This window comes from Brunnivagina elsteri CCALA 953, from assembly GCF_002289455.1.
Taxonomy (GTDB): Bacteria; Cyanobacteriota; Cyanobacteriia; order Cyanobacteriales; family Nostocaceae; genus Brunnivagina; species Brunnivagina elsteri.
On record NZ_NTFS01000070.1, the window covers coordinates 1 to 20570 of the forward strand.

The window sequence follows — 20570 nt, forward strand, 5'->3', positions numbered from 1 at the left end:
GAAATATACCGATATGGGGGCACGAAGCAAGCCGGAAGGATTAAATTTAAATAGGTAGTTATTAATTAGTAAAAAAGCAAACTGCAAAGAATAACAGCGTAAATCTCAAAGGAAAAAAATTATGGGTTTATTCGATCGGATTAAAAGAGTTGTCGGTGCCAATCTCAATGATATGGTGAGCAAGGCTGAAGACCCGGAAAAAATGCTCGAACAAGCTATCCTGGAAATGCAGGAAGATTTAGTTCAGTTGCGTCAAGGGGTAGCTCAGACGATCGCAGCACAAAAGCGTTCCGAAAAGCAATATAGCGATGCCCAGAACGAAGTCAACAAATGGCAACGCAACGCTCAGTTAGCCATCCAAAAAGGTGATGAGAATTTGGCACGTCAAGCATTGGAACGTAAAAAAACTTTTAATGATTCCTCTGTTGCCCTTAAAGCAAGTTTAGATCAACAAGTTGTCCAAGTCGAAGGTCTCAAGCGCAATTTAATTCAGCTAGAGAGCAAAATTTCGGAAGCTAAAACCAAGAAAGAAATGCTCAAAGCCAGAATTACCGCAGCCAAAGCACAGGAGCAACTCCAAGGCATGGTGCGCGGAATGAATACCAACAGCGCTATGTCAGCTTTTGAGCGGATGGAAGAAAAGGTATTGATGCAAGAAGCACGCGCTCAATCAGTCGCAGAATTAGCCAGCAACGATTTGGACAGTCAATTTGCCCAATTAGAATCGGGTAGCGACGTTGACGACGAACTCGCAGCGCTGAAAGCCTCTCTTGCTCCTGCGACTCCAGTAAATCAACCCCTATTAACTGAACAAGCTACAACTCCCCAAAATCCTCCCGCAGCATCCGCACCAAAATCTGAACAAGTCGTTGATTCCGAATTGGATGCACTCCGCAAGCAATTAGACCAAATGTAGGTAAAGAATTATTAAATTTAATTTAAAATAATCCCACAATATGCATTATATTGTGGGATTTTGTTTTTTCGGTAGAGACGACCCGGTGGGTCGTCTAAATATTTCATTTTGATGTATCGTTTCGGTAGGTCGTCTTTATTTCCAAAGGATTTAGGAACACAAAGGAATATCAGAAAACAATACCCAATACCCTACAACCCAAACAAAACATCTAATTCTTGCTTAAATTTCCGCCATCTCGTTTCCATGCGATGTGCGGTTTGCGGTTGTTTAGGTTGTTGAGATTGCTGTCGTTTTGATTCCATTAACCTTTGTTTGAGAGAATTTGTAGCAGCGCTCGATTCATCATTTGGTTTGCGCTCCAATGAAGTGACATCTTCCGCAACTGGAACTTTTGGAAGTTGTGCGGAAGCCGGAATAGTAGTAATGAAATAGCTGGATAGTATTAACATTCCCAGCAAACCAGAGTTTTTCAACATTTTGGATGTATTAGAAATTGAACTATGGCGGTTTTTGGTTGCATCCAATAATACACTGACCTAACCCCCAACCCCTTCCCTTGTAGGGAAGGGGAGCAAGATAAACGTATTTCACTCATCTGAAGCTACGATCGGAAAAATTGGAACCAAGCACCTTCATAGATATACAAGATAGCAGCGTCTGGGGAACGTCGGAACCCAGAAAAAGACAATTTTCCCAAACTTGCATTTTTCTTTATGCATGGGAAAAAGTCAAAAATTTCCTCTCTAGTGGTTTCCTAGCAACAGATTGAGATAGAGTATTTGGTGTATAAACTTTGAAAAAACTGCCTGAATGGAGACTGCGATGAGTACGGGTGTAATTATTATTACAGATACAGAATTTGAAACTGAAGTTTTAAAATCCGAACAGCCCGTGTTAGTTTACTTTTGGGCAGCTTGGTGTGGTCCTTGTAAATTAATGGCACCTGTTCTCAATACAGCAGCGAATAACTATGGCGATCGCCTCAAAATTGTCAAAATGGAAGTCGATCCAAATCCAGTCGCCGTTAAGGAGTACCAAATCGAAGGAGTGCCCGCTTTTCGGTTGGTTCGAGATGGTCAACTTTTAGCTGCAACCGAAGGTGCGATCGGCAAAGAGAAGCTTTTGGATTTTATTGAGGCTAATTTAAATTAGGGAATACTAACAAATAAATTATCCCGACAATTGCGAAGGTGGGGTTTCCCCACCCCTACTAACTATAATTAATTAAAAAATGCAGTTTGCAAAACGTCTACAGCCCTTGCAATCCAATGTGTTTGCGGATATGGATATCGCTAAAACAGCAGCTTTGTCAGCAGGACAAGAATTAATTGACTTATCGCTGGGTTCTTCCGATTTACCCACAGAAACCCATGTAATTGATGCGATCGCACAGTCTTTACATGACCCAAGTACCCACGGCTACTTACTATTTCACGGAACCCAGGCATTTCGCAAGGCTGTTGCAAATTGGTATGAACAAAAATTTGGTATCCCTGTAAATGCGGAAACTGAAGTATTACCCCTGATTGGTTCTCAAGAAGGAACTGCACATTTACCCCTAGCTATCCTCAATCCGGGGGATTATGCTTTACTTCTCGATCCTGGTTATCCCTCCCACATGGGTGGAGTTTATTTAGCATCTGGGCAAATATACTCAATGCCATTGCTAGCTGAAAATAATTTTTTACCAGTATTGACCGACATTCCCAGCGATATTGTCGCCAAATCAAAAATGATGGTATTAAGTTACCCACATAATCCTACAACTGCGATCGCGCCACTTTCATTTTTTCAAGAAGCAGTCGCATTCTGTCAAAAACACAACATCGTCCTCGTTCACGATTTTCCCTATGTTGATTTAGTATTTGAGGGCAGAGGGGACAAAACTTCCTTTGCTCCTTCAATTTTTCAAGCAGACAGAGAAAAAACCATCTCCATCGAATTTTTCACCCTTTCCAAATCTTACAATATGGGCGGTTTCCGGATTGGATATGCGATCGGGAATGCAGAGTTAATTCGGGCACTACGTCAAGTTAAAGCAGCAGTAGACTTTAACCAATACCAAGGAATTTTGAATGGTGCGATCGCGGCTTTAACTGGCAGTCAAACAGGTGTTGATACAGCCGTAAATATTTTTCGTCAACGTCGTGATACCTTTATTACTGCATTAAATCGCATCGGTTGGCAAGTCCCGACACCCGCAGCAACCATGTATATCTGGGCAAAATTACCCTCAGTATGGAGCCACAGTTCAGTAGATTTTTGTACTAAACTCGTCAAGGAAACTGGTGTAGCTGCTTCCCCTGGTTCGGGTTTCGGAAAATCTGGTGAAGGTTATGTTCGTTTTGCCCTTGTCCATAATCCATCCATCCTCGAAACCGCAGTAGAACGTATTGCCGAGTTTTTGTATTAAGTAGAGACGACTCGGTGAGTCGTCTATATAGAAATTTTGTCGTCTATATAAAAATTTTGTATATAGAAATTTTGAATTGTAAAATCTTTATGAGAACTTCACGAAAAGTTTATTAGTGTAACTTTGATTTTCAGTAATCCCAAGCTAGACTACAAGAATAATACTGAATTATTATTGTTGTAGATAATACAATCAATTAATATCTAGCTACTAGAAATCTAGTATAAAAAAGGATAACTGTGCATGTGAAAGTCAGCAAAATTACGATAATTAGCGCAAATATATTCGCGATCGCACTAGTGGGAACAATCACTTCTAACCCTGCATGTGCTAACTCGTTTAAGAATACTTCATTTACAGATAAACCCAATCAGAATAAGTTGTTAAATAGGGATTATGTAAGTCTTTTCTCTAGAAAAAACGAAGAACTAAAACTACCACCAAGTTTGCAAAAAATACTTGGTAAAAATGATGAAATTAAACATAAAATTAAATCTAACTTGTTTCAAGAAGTCGAAAACGTGATTAGTGAAGCGAAGCAAGCAAGTACAGTCACACAAGAGACAATCGACGGCAAAATAATTTACTTATATAATCTCGAATCAACAAAACCGGGAAAATCTTATCAAACTAATCAACTTTATTCGAGAACTTATTTAATTCGTTATAAATTACCAACACCACCAATAAAACGCAAAGTTTCCGAACCAACAAATGTCATAGCTTTGATTGCAACATTTTGTTTTTTTACAACTCAACAAAAATTATTTAAACGCGGTTAAACCATCTAAATATAATTTGCAATCGAAAATACCATAGGGGCAAACGGTTGTTTGCCCTAGTTTGTGTTGCATCCAAACGAAAAGAACTATATACAATCGGGATATTTTATTTTTTAAAGTCCCAAATTGACTTGTTGTTCAACTATTTTTTTGTTGAGTCGAACCAACTCTTGATGATGCGCTTTTAACTGTATTTTGAACAGTATTTTGAGATGATGGTTGATTAGTTGTAATCACTTGATAGTCAAATCCGGAAATAGGTTTAACAACCGGTTCTGTGGCAGGTTGTGCTAATAGCTCCCGTGTAACAACTTGACTATCTTGCGAGGATGTTACATTATCATCTCCATCAAGAAACCATTCCAACTTAGAAAGCATTGGACTTGATGGTGCTACCTTGAGTTCTTGAATTTGAGCATCCTTATTAGATATTTGGCTTTGCATCTGGAGTACCTTTTTTTCCAATTCTGACCTACTTTTCCTCGATTGCTGCCATCCAAGTAATGATGCTGCTCCCAATGTCACTCCGACAGTAACTAATGCTCCAACTGGTGGTGAAACTACGTCTCTAAGTTCACCATAAAAAACTTGCTTGTTTTCAAGTTGTATTTCAATTTGTTTTGAACCTTGGGTAGCTAAGAGTATTGCAAAGGAAGCCAATAATGTACCCGAAATTACAACGGTTGGGAGTAATATTTTTTTGAGCATGTCGAAATTATACTGATATTCAGTTTGCTAGCTGGTTGGTTATTGATAAAACAGCACCTTGATGAAAAGCTATATTCGCCGATTCAGTAGTCCCTATCTACTAAAATTCGGTAATTAATTACGCAAGTAAATTTTACTTACTAATACAAAACTAATAACTAATTAAACCATTTTTTGTATCATTTTCATTAAAGATATAATTTTTTTTGTAAAACTTTTACGAACAGTATCGTGAATATACATAAGTATGCTTTTTTTATGGGCTTAAAGATACTTTGTATATATTTTTCTACGGATACGGAATTAATAAGTTTTCCAATCTACCGCAAGCAAGTTTTAAGTAAAATTAGAGCAAAATAGAAAAGCGATATGGAGCAACCACCACATTCATCAGAATATGGTGGGAGTATTATTGTTGTGAAACGATAGCAAAATGCCGCAGAAGCGTTTTGACAAAATCCGATAAGTCGAAGTCTAGTCTGATTATTATTTGTGCGATGCATCAAGGATGCCGCTTCGCGAACGCGAGTAAACCCCCTCTTCTCGGTTCATTAGCTGATAACCAACTAATTCCCGTCGCAGGGTTGCAAAGTCAGGATGGTAGCGCTTGATGACTTCATTTACAACACGCTCTGGGTAGTTGACATTTGTATCAAACTTAAGTACCAACCATTTGAGAACAACAAATCGCTTTTTTCGACTCGCAGGAATTTCCTTGAGACGTTGGGGTTCTTCGGAATTATGAAAATCTCCTTCAATGTAGGTTTTTAATACTTTGTTTTCCCATGCTTCTATATTGACATTCTCAACCAAAGAAGATATTTTTTCAGGAGTAAAAATTTCCTGACTAAGATTTTGCAATACCTCATTATCTAACTTATATAAATGAGCATTTCCATCTGGACGCATATGAACCAAATTTAATTCTTTTAATCTTGATAAATGATGTGATATAGTTGGCTCCTTTAATTGCAGTAGGGCAGCTAGTTCTTCAACGCTACATTCTTGATTTGACAAAATTCCGACAATTTTTAAGCGACTTTCATCTGCTAACACTTTGAAAAAGCGCAGCAAAATCTGAAATTTTTCACTATTCATACTTTGGTATCATTGATTCGATATTCGTCGAATTAGAAATGAATTTAATTGCGCTGCTGTCCCCCTTTTGTGCAGCATTATTTTTTTACTTTTGTGTATTTTTGTAGCTATCAATCGTCCATTTTCTAGTCTTTTTCAGAGGAAAATTTAGTTTCTTAATTAGTTCTTTATATTTCAATGTTAGAAATGACGAAAAAAACACTTAAAATATCAAAATTTCAGTTTTGGCAATAGTCACATATATAAGTAATTCATAATCTAACTATTAGAATATTAAAAGTCACTGAATAGTTGTGGAGATAGTTAGGTCAAATATCTGTCTATTGTTCAATCGATATGTACGTACAAAACAAGAATGAATCCCCCCTAACCACCCTTTTCAAGGGTGGAAAATAAAAATCCAGTTCCCTCCCTTTGTTAAGGGTAGGGTTGTTTTATTTGGGGTAATTTGAGAATTTATCTACTGTACCGGACGAATAATTGCGGGAGTTGTGGGTTTAATCGGTTGAAAAATTGCAGCGAGAGCCTGTTCTAGGGTTTCAGCCATGACGATACGGTTTTGGTAGACGACGATTACCCGCACTAAGGTAGGAACGCTATTTTGTTCGGCTTCTAAATACAAAGGTTCCACGTAGAGTAGGGATTGTTCGATGGGAATTACGAGTAAATTTCCTTGGATGACTCGTGAACCTTCCCGGTTCCAGAGGGTGATTTGTTGGGAAATTACTGGATCTTGATTTATTAGAGCCTCGATTTGTTCTTGTCCGTAAACTAACTGCTGTTTGGGAAATTCGTACAACAACAATTTTCCGTATTCTTGACCATCGGAACGTGCAGCTAGCCAAGCGATTAAATTTGGGCGCTGTGTTGGTGTAAAAGGTAACAGCAAGATAAATTCTTCGCTTTTTGCCGTTGGTAGTTCTGTAATTAGGTAATAGGGTTCGACTGAACGGGGTTTACTACCATAAATTTCCGTTGGTATCTCCCAGAGGTCTTCACGATTGTAGAATACTTGGGGGTCAGTCATGTGATAAGTTCGTAAGCGATCGCTTTGAACGGCAAATAAATCCAAGGGGTAGCGAATATGACGAAGGAGACTTGCGGATATGGCATCGAGTGGTTGAAAAAGCTTGGGAAAGATTTTGGTTAGGGATGTAATTATTGGGTCGCTACTATCGGCAACGTAAAAATTGACACTACCATTGTAGGCATCGACAACGACTTTTACAGAATTGCGAATGTAATTAAATTTATCACTTCCCGGTTCCGAATAGGGATAGCGATCGCTTGTGGTGTAAGCGTCGATAATCCAGTATAAATAAGTCTTTTCCCCTGTTAAAGTTGTTCCTCCTCCATCAGCAGCAACTAAATAAGGATCGCGATCATAACGTAAAAATGGTGCGATCGCTTTGACTCTATTTTTAATGTTACGGCGAAATAGTAGTTTAGTTTGTGGGGTAAAATTCCGCGTCAGTAACATTTGCCAATCTTTGAGATACTCAGCAAAAAATAACTTTCGCCATATAGAACGAATTGAAACTCCCCCTCTACCGTCATAAACGTTGTAAGCATTATCTCCACCACTGGGATAGTCTAATTCTTTCGTTTTTGTACCCGTCATCACGTAATTATTACTGATTTCACCGTAGTAAATACGCGGTTGACCAATGGGAATACTATCACGAATGACTTCGCTCGATAACTTCAAGGAACCCTGTTGACTTGCATCTGTAACCCCAATATCCTGAACGTAGTAATTTGGTAATCCACCCACACCAATGCTATTAACTGGACTCAATGTAAAACCGTAACCATGTGTATAAATTAAATGTTGATTGACCCAAGTTTGTGCTTGTTTGGGTAAACCCTGAGAATCTAATTCTCGTGCAGCAATAATGGTTTGTTGTCTCTCGGTTCCCCCTTCTCTAAGTAAGTTGTAGCGGTCAATATCTGCACTGGGAAACTGGTAATATGGTCTAATTTGCTGCAATTGACGGTTAGCATCTAACAATGGACGGACATCCCAAAGTCGAATATTGCGAATTGTTGAGGCATTATTTTTTAAGTCAGCAGATGTTAATGTTCCTTGTGGAGCAAAAGTTTCCGTTTCAATATCGTCTAATTTAAATCCTTGTCGAGTCAGGGCAATAGTACGTTTAATGTAGGGTAGTTCTAAGCTGAGTTCGTTTGGTTGGACGATAAAGCGCTGTACAAGGGAAGGTAAGATTTCCCCAGATGCTCCTGCAATTGTAAAATATGCAGTGAGAAAATATATTAGATGACGGGGATAAGGAAAAACGGAGGAAATGGGGGAAGGAGAGAAATAACTTCTGGCTTTTTGTCTCTGCTGTAATTTTGTTTCCTTTCTCCTGATGGCTCGATATAAACTGAGGATTCGTAGGAGGAGATAAAATGCGATCGCGATCGCTAACCAAGTCAGTGCTGTGTAAATTGGTAGCTGAACCTTGACGGATGTGAAGCTAGCACCATAATTAACTCCCCGTTGGGAGAAAAGTAAGGAGTAACGCAAAAGCCAGTAGCGTAGGGCAATCGAAAGCATAAATAAACAACCTAAGGTGTCTAAATGCAGTCGTTGTAATATGGAGAAACCGGGAAAGTTTCCTTCGCTGAGGCTATTTGCTGAACGTAAGTAAATTAATCCAACTGCGGCAATGCTAAATAAAAATGTTCCCAGAAATAAGGATTGCAGCAGTTCTAAAATTGGTAGGGAAAAGACGTAAAAGCTAATATCAATATTAAATAATGGTTCGCTCTTGTTGAAGCTAATACTATTAAAAAACTGTAGAAATTTATCCCAATAATTTGAAAATATAAATGCGAGCAAGGAACTTAGAATAAAGGCGAAAGCATACAAACTAAATTCATGAAATACTAAAATTACCAATATAGTTAATAAAGATAAGCCAATTTGGAGGATTGGAAAAAAAGTTTGCTTAAATCCCAAAATCTCTCCAAATTCCGCCAATGGCTTTAAAAATTCTAATTTTTTAGTTGGTAATTCTAGATTTGGCTGCCAAATCCTCAAAGCTTCCTGGCTGTAATAAGCAATTACTAAAGATGCAATCCCACTCAGAATAATGACGGCAGGAAAGAGAAAGCGTAATTTGAGTTGGTAGGAGGTATTATTTATTAATTTCCCACCTTTATTTTTTACCTCTTCTCCTCTTTTTCCATACTTAAATCGTTTCGCAATCATCAAATTGAATAGTAAAAAACTAGCTGTGCAAAAAAATATTCCAATCCACAGCCATAGTTTTGTACTTAAGCGCAACAACAAAACTTGTAAATATCCAACTTCACGAAACCATAAAATTTCTGCTGTTAAACGTGAAACTAAGTCAAAAATTAGCCACATGCCCAATAGCAATAATATCAATCTAATGCTTCGCTTCATAATGTTTTGAATTGTTGCATTCATATCCCCAATTTATTTTAAGGATATTGCTGGCAAATTGGGTGTTATATCTTTCATTTTCCCATAAAACTATGGAAAGGGTGGGAATACCCCACCCCTACAATTGCATGGGATAACGAAAAATTCTGATGTGGTGTCATACTACTGAATAACCAGTAATATTGTTTAAATAAGTCCAATTCTTGGTAGTAAGCCAACATCAATTTACACAATCAAGAGTCATATTTTATTTAATTCAGTTCCCTAACCATTAACTAAATATCTCCTCTACATCCAGGTTAAACAACATTTGCAACGTTTGCATACATTTACGTCTAGCTTCTACATCTTGTTGGGCGCGTAACTGTACCATTGGGTCATGTAGAATTTTGTTAACAATACCTTTTGTTAAAGCTTCGATGACTTCTTGATGTTTATCGCCAAATTCTGAACCCAAACGTGATAGAGCTTTTTCTAATTCTTGTTCGCGGATAGTTTCGATTTTATTACGCAAACAGCTAATAGTAGTTACAGTTTCCAAACTACGTAACCAAATATCAAAAGCTTCTACTTCTTCTTCCAAAAGTACTTCTGCTTCCTGTGCCATTTTGCGACGACTCTCTTGGTTTTGAGCAACTACAGCCTTCAAATCATCAACATTAAATGCTTGAACATGTTCGAGTTCATTCACATCAGTATGGACGTTGCGGGGTACAGAAATATCAAAAAGCATCAAACTACGGTTTGGCTCGATTACCATTTCCAACTTAGCGCGATCGAGAATTGGTTCAGTTGCAGAAGTGCTAGTAAATACTATGTCGCATTCGGAAACTACTGCCATCATCTCAGTGAGTAGATGGATTGTAATTGGATAATCAGAGAAGGTTTTGGCAAGTTCCTGGGCACGTCCAAGGGAACGATTAACAATACAAATTTGTCTAGCACCCTTAGAAACCAAGTGTTGCACAAGTAACCGCGACATTTTTCCCGCACCGAGAATTGCGATCGCACAGCCACTTAAATTTTCTACTTTCAGGTGTGCTAATTCGACAGCAGCCGAACTAATAGACACAGCACCCGTACCAATGTTAGTTTCAGTTCGGACTCGTTTTCCGGCTGTAAGTGCTTGTTTAAATAATCGATTTAAAATGGTTTTTATCCCATTGAATTGCTGCCCTAGCTTGTGGGTATTTTTGACTTGGGCAAGGATTTGACCTTCACCAAGCACGAGACTATCTAAACCCCCAGCAACCCGCATTACATGCATGACAGCATCTTGATGGAGCAGCATAAATAAATGCGATCGCAACGAGGTTATAGGTAATTTACTGTGTTCGGAAAGAAACTGCGTGACTTCGCGAATCCCCATCTCGGTTTCGTGGGCAACAATATAAATTTCCAAACGGTTACAAGTGCTGAGAATAGCGACTTCTTCAATATGAGGATAACTAAGAAGCTGTGCGATCACGCTTTCAACCATTGTTTCTGGAATACTCAATTTTTCCCGAACTTCAACGCTTGCGGTTTTATGGCTTAAGCCTACTACTGCTATATTCATTTGCTAAAACGTAATATCCTAACAGTGTTTTGTAATTGGGCATGGGGAATAGGACATTAGTAATTACAAATTACGAATTACTAATTACAAATTACGAATTACTAATTGCCCATTACCCCTTGCCCATTGCCCTAATTAATTAATGCAGTTGGATCACTTTTGATTCTTCAGACATATGAATCGTGTCCACAAAGCGGGCAGTTTTCGATTGGCTGGAAATTACCAAGCTTTGAGTTCTCATACCTCCGTGGAAGAAACGAACACCTTGCATTAAGTTACCAGGTGTGATACCACAAGCCGCAAACAAGACTGTGTTACCCGATGCTAATTCATGAGCATCGTAAACTTTATCAGGGTCATTGATATTCATTGAGGTTAAACGATCAATGTTAGCTTGCTTGCTCTCACCAATCAAACCAGTTTTAACCACTTCTGGATCGTAAATCAGTTGCCCTTGGAAGTGACCTCCCAAAGCCCGCATTGCCGCAGCCGAAATTACACCTTCGGGAGCCGCACCAATACCCATCAAACAGTGGATATTTGTACCAGCAAATCCACAAGATACCGCAGCACCAACGTCACCATCGGAAATAAGCTGGACTCTTGCACCTGCTTCACGGATTTCTTTGATTAAATCATTGTGGCGCTCGCGTTTCATCACGACCACAACCAGTTCCTCAATGGAACGGTCTAGACACTCAGAAAGAATCTTTAAGTTTTCTGTAGCAGACTTGTTAATATCCACTTTGCCCTTCGCAGCTGGAGGAGCAGCCAATTTCTTCATGTAGAAATCTGGTGCAGCAAACAAACCACCTTTTTCAGAAATTGCCAATACAGCCATTGAACCAGGTTGACCGTATGCAACCAAGTTTGTACCTTCGCAGGGGTCAACAGCGATGTCAATTTCGATTAATTCATCGGGGTTACAAAAATCTTTGGCATCAGTACGGGAGCAAATACCCACCTCTTCACCGATGAAAAGCATAGGGGCATCGTCCCGTTCGCCTTCCCCGATTACAATACGTCCACGCATGTGAATTTTATTCATACGTTCGCGCATTGCTTCCACTGCAACTTCGTCGGCGATGTTTTTCTCACCTTTACCCATCCAACGAGCAGAAGCGATCGCTGCTTGCTCAACTACCTCAATAATTTCTAACCCAAGAGTATTTTCCACAGAGTCTGCCCTCGCAATAGCTTGATTTTGCGCCGTTTCCAACAGCCATTTCAGTTTTCAAGTCTACCAAAGGGCGGATACTTCGAGGAACTAATCTTTACTATAAGCGATACAAAGCTTTACCTAAACCACCAAATACCCTAATCTGTATATAATTTTGTTGAGCAATCCTATGGTTGCTCCCCAGCACAGATTACTGCAAACAGGCAAAAGGAAAAAGATTACTGTATAAGCTTTTCAAGCATTTTAAATGGTAGTTTTATTTTCATGGTTATGTATTAACCGTTCACAAATAAATTTATTTTCATAACATGCTAAATTTCCTCAATTCCCTTCTCGGTCGCCAGCCTGAACGTATTAAGGCAAACATCGAAATTTACACTTGGCAGACTTGCCCCTACTGCATCCGCGCTAAAATCCTACTTTGGTGGAAAGGCGCAAATTTTACTGAGTATAAAATAGATGGAGATGAAACAGCCCGTACTCAAATGTCAGAACGTGCTAACAATCGCCGCACACTACCACAAATTTTTATTAACAACCAACACATTGGCGGTTGCGATGACCTTTATGAACTCGACAGTAAAGGAGAACTCGATTTATTGTTAATTGGGGAATAGGGTATTAGGCATTCTGGGAGGCAAGGTATAGTTTTCTGATTAAATTCAATTTTGGCTACTTACTTTGACAACTATCGAATTGCCCGTTCTTGTTGCCTACAAATCTTTTAGAATAAGCATTTTTCTAAAATTATTATAAAAAAATGTCATTTGAATACTCAGAGTATCTTATACATCGACAATGGATGATGAAAGCTCTACAATTAGCTAAATTCGCAGGTGATGCAGGTGATATTCCTGTAGGTGCTGTCATTGTTAATTCCCAAGGGGAGTTAATCGCAGAAGGGGAAAATCGTAAAGAACGCGACTGCGATCCAACTGCCCATGCGGAGATTGTAGCGTTGAGGAGAGCAGCAAAGCGGTTGCAAAATTGGCGTTTACATGAATGTACTCTCTACGTAACCCTCGAACCCTGCCCGATGTGCGCTGGTGCGATAGTACAAGCCCGGATCGGAATTCTTGTTTATGGAGTGGATGATGCCAAAACTGGTGCGGTGCGAACAGTCGCTAATATTCCCGACAGTGGGGCTTCCAATCATAAATTGCGTGTGATTGGAGGCATCCTGGAGTCGAGTTGCCGTCAGCAATTACAAGAGTGGTTTGCCAATCGACGACATAGTACAACTTAAAGGACAGAGGTAAAACTGTCCAGCTGGTGTGACAAAAGTTAGGGAAGAAAATCTACGGTGTATCTAATCAATGTTTTTATCACATCTTACCCAACAATCAGCAGCCGTCGTTATGATCCAATTTCTCCCTTCTTCAGGTAGGAGCCTTTTTCAATCTACCAAGACTCAATCTACCAAAACTCAATCTACCAAGACTCAATCTACTAAGAATCAAGCGACCAAGAGTGCTGTTCATCCCCAGGTTGCCCAGGTTGCTTATCCTACCTCACAAGTGTCCCCTTGGTTGAGTCCTTTGGCTTATTTTTTGGGTCGCCATTTGATTTTGCCTTTATTCTTTGGAAGAATTGCGATCGCAGGACAAGAGAATATCCCAAAAACTGGTCCAGTTATTTTTGCTCCTACCCATCGCTCGCGCTGGGATGCTTTGTTAGTTCCCTATGCGGCAGGACGTTGCATCACTGGACGCGACCTGCGATTTATGGTAACAGTCACAGAATGCAATGGTTTACAAGGATGGTTTATTAAACACTTAGGTGGGTTTCCTGTGAATCTCAAGCGTCCATCAATAACGACTCTTCGCCATGCTGTTGATTTGTTGGTAAATGGTGAAATGCTAGTAATTTTCCCAGAGGGAGGAATTCGCAAAGGTGAACTTCATCCTCTCAAACCGGGAATTTCCCGTTTGGCTTTGACTGCTGAAGTCAATAACTCGAATTTAGGTGTGCAGATTCTTCCTATCAGTATTGACTACAGCCAAACCAACCCTAGTCGGGGTACAAATGTATGTATTAATATTGGTGAACCAATTCAGGTTGCCGATTATATTAGCGGTTGCATCAAAAAGGATGCAAACTCTCTCATGCAGGATGTCGGCAAGTCAATGCAACAATTAAGCGATCGCAGCTTTACGGAAACGAATTTGTGAATTATTGTTTGTTAGTTGTTAATTGCTAATTGTTAATGGAAAATAATTATTAACTGTATTACTAAAAATAATTAACCATTAACCACTAACCTAAATTCCCAATTTTAATTCCCAACTATTCAGTGTTCCCTTGTCTTGCTCTACATAATCAATTACCCAAAGTGTCCAACGTCCCCTAGCTGGAATATTCAGTAATTGCGATAAAATTGGATGCGATCGCGTAGCGACTCCGACGGAGTATCGCACTTCGTAAGTTTGTTGTAATTCCTGACGACGACCTAAAGTACGGCTTTGTAATAAACATGTTTGATTATTCGGCGCAATTAAATAAATTTCTAAATCACCCAGAAAATCGTGGGTAATACTAACTGTCACTTGAATATCTCTGACTAAACTAGTCTCAGTAATAATATTTATACTTCGGATTCCTTGCCTGTCATTATCTGGAATCGCCAATTTATTATTATTCCGTCCAATAATTTCCTTCGCTGCAACCGCACCTGTAACACCCGTCACACGTAACTGCTGGGCTGCTTGCACCGCTTTAAAAGCATTCACCTTACCATATCCAAACCATTGGGAATGACCGCTATTGTCGTAGGTTCCTGCCCTCATTCCTAATTGGGGATCGGGTTCGGTATCGACAATTTTATCTGCGGTATCCTGTAAAATTTTTCTTACCTGTGGTGCTGTCAAGTCAGGATTTGCTGATAATACTAATGCTGCGACTCCCGCAACCACAGGTGTTGCACTCGAAGTTCCCCCAAAGTCTCTAGTAAAGTCCTCTTTGTCGTAACCCGCAGCACCCAATTGGTCGGCAGTCAAAACCCCTAATCCTGGTAAGGATACTGCAATCCCTGGTTGGGTGTAAATATAGCCCGTCGTTTGGAACCACATTCCTGGTGGTGCATTATTGCTTGGAGCGCAAACTGAAATATTTGTCCCCCAATTGCTGTAAGCTGCCTTCTTGCCAAAACTAGTGGAAGCTGAGACTGCGATCGCATCGGGATGTACTGCAAATCCACTGAGCCACTTTGTATTTCCATTCAAAACATTTTTTACCCAATTTTTCTCGTTGACGCTGCCATTAATTGGACGATTGGCATTACCTGCGGCAAATAAAATTACGCAACCTTTACCATTTCGACCTTGGGTAGCTGCACGGGAAATGGCAGCACGCTGACGTATGGACAAAGGGAAATAAACTGCTGCTGCTCCCCAACTGCAAGAAATGACACTAGCACCTTTTTCTACTGCCCAATCAAAAATTTTCTCTATGGATTCGTCATCTAAATCCCCCGTGGTGCGAATCGGCATTAAAGCACATCCAGGGGCAACTCCAGCAATACCAGTACCGTTTTCTTCCGCAACTGCTACCCCAGCACAGGCAGTTCCGTGACTAGTCTCAGTTGAATTCGGTAGGGGTAAAAAATTATTATCCCGCAAATTCAGGGGTGCAACTATTTTTCCATTACCTTGAAAATCGGGATGATTCAAATCAAACGAGTCATCAACCACAGCAACGACTACGGAACGCAAACCACGGGTAATATCCCAGGCTTTTTCAACGGAAATATGTGAACCTGCTGCCACTTCTCTACCATTGTTGTGGTTGAGATACCATTGTTCGGGATAAAGTAGGTCGCGAGGTTTATAGTGGGGTTCGGCACGGATAATAATATTCGGTTCTGCGGCTAAAACTTCGGGTTGAGACTGTAATCTATTGGCGATTTTGATCGGATTCTCTGTTGCATCCTTACCGACTCGGAATACAAATGTATTCGCTAACCCGACAACGGGTTTATCTGCGACTAAGCTAAAAGCTGCGGTAATGGTTTTAATTTTGCCAGAGTCAACCCCCAGGGCAAACTGAATTGTAATTTGGTCGTCCACATGTACAAACGTACTGGGACTATTTTGACTATTACTATTTTTAATTTGGTAAACATGACTGGCAAAAGCGACATTTTCCGAATTGCGGGCATTTGCGATCGCGGCATCTAGCTGACTTGCTTCCACAGTAAATACTTCGAGATTTGCCTGGGGGATGCTACGCTGCCATTTGCCGATACTTAATCCTAATTGTCCTGGTGATGATAGATTCTGCTGGGGACGAACTGTAAAGCGATCGCTCACTTTTTCTAAAATTAACTCTTCACCACCACGCTGTAAAATAATCCCCAAGCTATTTGCAGGAACACCCACACTTGCAGAAAAATTAGATTGATTTAGATTCATAGTTTGTAAAAAATGTCAACTCAAAATCAAAAATAACTACGGGAACTTGATTAAATCAACCACCAGTCTAAGAAAGTAATAACTTAGTATGTAGCTTTGCTTTGTCAAAAGCCCAAACAGAGTTAAGATACCCCAAGTTTCCATTTTGTTTTATTTACTTTTATTGAGTTGTTGCACCAGAAAAACCCATGAAATTTGCTACAACTGTTCCCTTGATTCGCTTTGCTTGCTTATCACTGATAGCAGCCCTGTTCTTGCTACCACAGGTACAAGCCCAGACACCAAAGCTTACACCTAATTCTAACCAAGCTCAACCAATTGACCCCAACGACCCGAACAATCTTCGTCCCGTGTCTCAAACCAGTACAGTGTTAAGCATCGATGGTGGCAAGCGACTGATGAGTGAAGCGGCAAGTGCAGTTTCTTCCCAAAACTTCGATAGCGCAGCTAAGAAACTTCAAGAAGCACGAACTGTTTTTAACCAGCTATCCAACTTCTACCAAGAACTTACTTCCAGTTTTTCTGGAATTGATAACCGCATAGCTGATTCCCAGCGTAAAAAAGCACTCGAAACTGCACTATTACGCGATGAAGCTACCTATCAACTAGCGCTAGTACATCGTTCCCAAAATAAACCTGAACTAGCAGTTCCTCTACTCATACAAATCGTCAAAAGCCAAAATCCCACAAGGGATATGGGTAAAAAAGCTTACCAACAACTTTTGGAATTGGGATTTGTCGATTCTCCCTTTCCCCGTGGTGGTAGCACATCCCAAAAGTAATCAAGCTCTCAAAAAAATACCATTTTAACGTAGAGATGTTACATGTAATGTCTCTACGTATTTTATTTACAGCACTTCCGGCTATTATAAAGCCCAGTTTTACCCACATCCCTTTCCCATCCTAACTTCTGATACTGTGCCTGTACCTCATAGCAGGCGTAAGTGCTGTATGGTTCCCATAAGGTAAAACATATATTCAGACCATTCGCTATTAACTTACTTCATGCCCTAAAATGACAGAAGTTAGTAGTCAATATTTGTTAAAATTTAGCTACTGTTAAAAATTGTTTCTTATAGGATTGCGATGATTAATCCGCAGCAAGTGGAGGCAATGATCCAAGCAGAGTTGCCAGATGCCAAAATAAACGTGCAAAGTCCTGATGGTGAGCATTTTGAGGTGACTGTCGTTTCATCGCAGTTTGCTGGCAAAGGACTAGTACAACAGCATCAATTAGTTTACCGTGCCGTGCAAGAAGCCATGTCTACCGAGGCAATCCATGCTTTAGCATTGAAAACATACACACCGGAAACTTGGCAAAGTAGTCAATAGCTAATGGTTATTGGTTATGGATGAGTGGTAATTTATCCCGATGCCCAATGCCCAAAACCTACTACATAATTTAAGCAGCTAGTCCAATCGTAAGAGAAAGAACATGACACCTGAAATTAAAGAACGGATTGATAATTTAGTTACCCAAAATAAAATCATGGTTTTCATGAAGGGAAACAAATTAATGCCCCAGTGCGGGTTCTCTAACAATGTCGTCCAGATACTGAATACATTGGGAGTGCCTTTTGAAACAGTAGATGTTTTGGCTGACTCTGATATTCGTCAAGGTATTAAAGAATATTCTACCTGGCCCACAGTTCCCCAAGTTTATGTGAATGGTCAATTTGTCGGTGGTTCTGATATTTTGATTGAAATGTACCAATCGGGTGAATTACAACAAATGGTTGAAGTAGCTTTAGCTTCGTAGCATCCGTACAGCGAAAAAGCTGAATCGAAAAAGCTGAATCGAAAAAACCCAGCCGTTATAGTGCAATAACAATGTGGCTGGGTTTTATTTTAGAGAATTTTCTGCTGAAAAACTCCCAATTTATAATTGAAGACAGATTGAGTCTAGGCTGTTGACTTTGATGGAATTTTTACGCTTTTGGCTCATACAATTTTTGTGTCGCATCTCGTTCCCAGTCTCTGGCTGGGAATGCATTGCCAGAGGCTCTACCTCTTGTCCAGACTGGAGGTGGGGTTCCTCCAACGCTGTATTCCTTGCCGGAGACAAGGGACAAGTTATATCACAGATATTGGATGAAAATCTAACCCCCAAAAAGGTACAAAGTCAACAGCCTAGATTGAGTCTCCAATTTCGTATTTCCAAAATTTATACATTTGGCACTAGTCATTAGAGCAGATGTGATGTTATGATCGCCCGCATTAATCAAAAATTTGGCTCATAATGACCAGGTAAAAAAGCTTAGTAATAGCGGGGTTCTGGTTCCGGTTGCGGCATTGCGATCGCAAAGTTTGAGACATCGTACAAATAGCGCATTGCTTCTTCCTCTAAACGATGAATCAAATATGGTTCAATAGCATTGCTATTTCGCAGGGCAGCGAGGTAGCCATCTAAATACATCCGCATATCATCCGTGCGATAACCGCGATTCCATAGCTCGACGAAGGTGTCGGTGAGTTTTTGGTAATAGCGAATGGTTTGTGTGTCTTGGAGCATAACTGCTGTAGAGATATATTTGGAATGAGGATTGTAAAATATCTGAGCTAATAAAGTGAAGTATTACTTCTTTGTAGTCTGACATCAATTCAAAGCCGACATTATCTCCCTTGTGAAGAATATCTAAAAGTAGCTACCGTTCAACTCCATCCTATTCCAGAGCTTGGTGAATTGAATGGTTGGTTTTGTTGTTTTTAGGCTTGTTTGTTTTTATCTATTATGCATGGAAAGTTGCTGAGTAGATGATTGACTTGTGAAAGAATTATAACCTCTTTGTATTATTCAATGAAGGTAGGCGCTTTTCAGGAAAACCTCATCTAAATAAGTTTTTAAGCTTAATGCTTTGGGTTAAAGTGTATTCAAGGCAACAATTTGGCTAATGGTCTAATAAATTGTAACAAAAATAAATATATTCGAGTTATTTACTTGGACAATACGCTCTCCATCATCAAAGTCGTATAATACACAAGGCAAATATAATTAAATCTTAACAATTCTTGAGGTCTTGATTGATTATTGACTAACTCCGCTTTGGGTAAGGGGTGGATTCCCAATATTGGGAGTATAAATATCATTTAGTAGAAAACTTATTGGATGTGAAGTAGCAACGGTTACAAAACCAAGTGACTAGGCTTTGATACTTTGTAAATTCATAGATGCTAAGGGGTCTTGACGCTGTGGGTTCGGTTTGTATTGAAATCGTTGAGGGAAATCCCCATCTGAGGTCTTTGTTAGGTTGGCACTTGCAACAGCTGAACTATCGAGTACATCAATCTGCGAGTATTTATCAAGCAAGGGAAGTTTTTTTAAGCAATCAACCAACGTTAGTTATTCTTGATGCCGATTTGCCAGAGGGTGATGGTATGGAGTTTTGCCGTTGGCTATATCAGCAACAGCAACCACTAATTTTAATGTTATCAGCTCGCAATAGTGAGGGTGATATTGTTGCTGGACTTAAGGCTGGTGCTGATGATTACCTGAGTAAACCTTTTGGGATGCAGGAATTTTTGGCACGGGTAGAGGCATTAATTCGTCGCAACAGAACTCCTGCGGCACCAGCTTATTTGGATTATGGGGCATTACAAATCGATTTAGTCCAGCGTCGGGTTCGTTTTCAAGGTGAATTTATTGACTTAACACCGCAGGAATTTAGTTTACTTTATGTGTTAGCTCAAGCTGGGGGGATAGCGCTGAGTCGTTCGGAACTTTTACGTCGTGCTTGGCCTGATGCGATTGATAATCCCCGGACAATAGATACACATGTATTATCGTTGCGGAAAAAGGTGGAACTCGATCCACGTCAACCAAGTTTGATTCAAACTATTCGTAATGTTGGGTACAGGTTCAACATGGAGATTTTGAATGTAAATATGCCGCAGTCGCAAGCAAAGGTAACTCCTGAGAGATTTAGCAATTCGCGATCGCCTTTGAGTACTTCGGTGTAGGTGATTTATTAAAATCCCATTTTCTCAAAATTAATACTAAGTAGTAGATTTTATGTATCCGCTCGGTAAATCGGGGTAGAAAAAAAATCAGAATGTAAATTGGTACAGACTGCATTATAGAATATGAGACA

At 39.8% G+C, this 20570-nt stretch carries 19 protein-coding genes; 11 read left to right on the forward strand and 8 right to left on the reverse strand.

Features of this window, described 5'->3' with window-relative positions; genetic code table 11:
• Positions 1 to 121 precede the first annotated feature (121 nt).
• Complete coding sequence (locus CK510_RS08815; protein WP_095721351.1) at positions 122 to 916, forward strand: PspA/IM30 family protein; 795 nt, start codon at positions 122 to 124, stop codon at positions 914 to 916.
• Positions 917 to 1107: 191 nt separating this feature from the next.
• Here the strand turns inward: CK510_RS08815 and CK510_RS08820 are convergent, their stop codons facing one another.
• Complete coding sequence (locus CK510_RS08820) at positions 1108 to 1395, reverse strand: hypothetical protein (RefSeq protein ID WP_095721352.1); 288 nt, start codon at positions 1393 to 1395, stop codon at positions 1108 to 1110.
• A 346-nt stretch (positions 1396 to 1741) separates the two neighbouring features.
• On the opposite strand from CK510_RS08820, the gene CK510_RS08825 reads away from it, so the two are divergent.
• From CK510_RS08825 to CK510_RS08835, 3 genes are all read left to right on the forward strand, one after another.
• A complete protein-coding gene (locus tag CK510_RS08825) occupies positions 1742 to 2071 on the forward strand; it encodes a thioredoxin family protein (RefSeq protein ID WP_095721366.1) in 330 nt (109 codons plus the stop codon).
• Between the two features lie 79 nt (positions 2072 to 2150).
• On the forward strand, positions 2151 to 3332 hold the full coding sequence (locus CK510_RS08830; RefSeq protein ID WP_095721353.1) for an LL-diaminopimelate aminotransferase: 1182 nt from the start codon (positions 2151 to 2153) through the stop codon (positions 3330 to 3332).
• A 245-nt stretch (positions 3333 to 3577) separates the two neighbouring features.
• Positions 3578 to 4114, forward strand: coding sequence for a hypothetical protein (locus CK510_RS08835; protein ID WP_095721354.1), 537 nt, complete (start codon positions 3578 to 3580; stop codon positions 4112 to 4114).
• 138 nt (positions 4115 to 4252) lie between these two features.
• Here the strand turns inward: CK510_RS08835 and CK510_RS08840 are convergent, their stop codons facing one another.
• From CK510_RS08840 to glpX, 5 genes are all read right to left on the reverse strand, one after another.
• Entirely contained in the window at positions 4253 to 4822 is a 570-nt protein-coding gene (locus CK510_RS08840) for a hypothetical protein (RefSeq protein ID WP_095721355.1), read from the reverse strand.
• A 486-nt stretch (positions 4823 to 5308) separates the two neighbouring features.
• The gene (locus CK510_RS08845) at positions 5309 to 5920 is read right to left on the reverse strand and encodes a DUF2087 domain-containing protein (RefSeq protein WP_095721356.1); all 612 of its coding nucleotides are present in this window, start codon (positions 5918 to 5920) and stop codon (positions 5309 to 5311) included.
• A gap of 460 nt (positions 5921 to 6380) precedes the next feature.
• Entirely contained in the window at positions 6381 to 9335 is a 2955-nt protein-coding gene (locus CK510_RS08850) for a UPF0182 family protein (protein ID WP_095721367.1), read from the reverse strand.
• A 271-nt stretch (positions 9336 to 9606) separates the two neighbouring features.
• A complete protein-coding gene (locus CK510_RS08855; protein WP_095721357.1) occupies positions 9607 to 10893 on the reverse strand; it encodes a glutamyl-tRNA reductase in 1287 nt (428 codons plus the stop codon).
• A 139-nt stretch (positions 10894 to 11032) separates the two neighbouring features.
• On the reverse strand, positions 11033 to 12070 hold the full coding sequence (gene glpX, locus CK510_RS08860; RefSeq protein ID WP_095721368.1) for a class II fructose-bisphosphatase: 1038 nt from the start codon (positions 12068 to 12070) through the stop codon (positions 11033 to 11035).
• Positions 12071 to 12381: 311 nt separating this feature from the next.
• On the opposite strand from glpX, the gene grxC reads away from it, so the two are divergent.
• The 3 genes from grxC (at position 12382) to CK510_RS08875 (ending at position 14244) form a co-directional block, all read left to right on the forward strand.
• Positions 12382 to 12690: a glutaredoxin 3 gene (grxC, locus tag CK510_RS08865; RefSeq protein ID WP_095721358.1), complete on the forward strand. Its 309-nt coding sequence runs from the start codon at positions 12382 to 12384 to the stop codon at positions 12688 to 12690.
• Between the two features lie 143 nt (positions 12691 to 12833).
• Positions 12834 to 13319: a tRNA adenosine(34) deaminase TadA gene (gene tadA / locus CK510_RS08870; RefSeq protein ID WP_095721359.1), complete on the forward strand. Its 486-nt coding sequence runs from the start codon at positions 12834 to 12836 to the stop codon at positions 13317 to 13319.
• A gap of 70 nt (positions 13320 to 13389) precedes the next feature.
• A complete protein-coding gene (locus CK510_RS08875; protein WP_095721360.1) occupies positions 13390 to 14244 on the forward strand; it encodes a lysophospholipid acyltransferase family protein in 855 nt (284 codons plus the stop codon).
• Positions 14245 to 14334: 90 nt separating this feature from the next.
• Here the strand turns inward: CK510_RS08875 and CK510_RS08880 are convergent, their stop codons facing one another.
• Positions 14335 to 16482: a S8 family serine peptidase gene (locus CK510_RS08880; protein ID WP_095721361.1), complete on the reverse strand. Its 2148-nt coding sequence runs from the start codon at positions 16480 to 16482 to the stop codon at positions 14335 to 14337.
• A 188-nt stretch (positions 16483 to 16670) separates the two neighbouring features.
• Here CK510_RS08880 and CK510_RS08885 point away from each other — a divergent pair, with 188 nt between their 5' ends.
• The 3 genes from CK510_RS08885 (at position 16671) to grxD (ending at position 18241) form a co-directional block, all read left to right on the forward strand.
• On the forward strand, positions 16671 to 17264 hold the full coding sequence (locus tag CK510_RS08885; protein ID WP_095721362.1) for a hypothetical protein: 594 nt from the start codon (positions 16671 to 16673) through the stop codon (positions 17262 to 17264).
• Positions 17265 to 17568: 304 nt separating this feature from the next.
• Positions 17569 to 17814, forward strand: coding sequence for a BolA family protein (locus CK510_RS08890; protein ID WP_095721363.1), 246 nt, complete (start codon positions 17569 to 17571; stop codon positions 17812 to 17814).
• A gap of 103 nt (positions 17815 to 17917) precedes the next feature.
• The gene (grxD, locus tag CK510_RS08895) at positions 17918 to 18241 is read left to right on the forward strand and encodes a Grx4 family monothiol glutaredoxin (RefSeq protein ID WP_095721364.1); all 324 of its coding nucleotides are present in this window, start codon (positions 17918 to 17920) and stop codon (positions 18239 to 18241) included.
• Between the two features lie 498 nt (positions 18242 to 18739).
• On the opposite strand, the gene CK510_RS08900 is transcribed toward grxD, so the two are convergent.
• Complete coding sequence (locus CK510_RS08900; RefSeq protein ID WP_095721365.1) at positions 18740 to 18994, reverse strand: DUF6761 family protein; 255 nt, start codon at positions 18992 to 18994, stop codon at positions 18740 to 18742.
• A 677-nt stretch (positions 18995 to 19671) separates the two neighbouring features.
• Between CK510_RS08900 and CK510_RS08905 the strand changes: the two genes are divergently transcribed.
• A complete protein-coding gene (locus CK510_RS08905; protein ID WP_095721369.1) occupies positions 19672 to 20439 on the forward strand; it encodes a response regulator transcription factor in 768 nt (255 codons plus the stop codon).
• Positions 20440 to 20570: the final 131 nt, after the last annotated feature.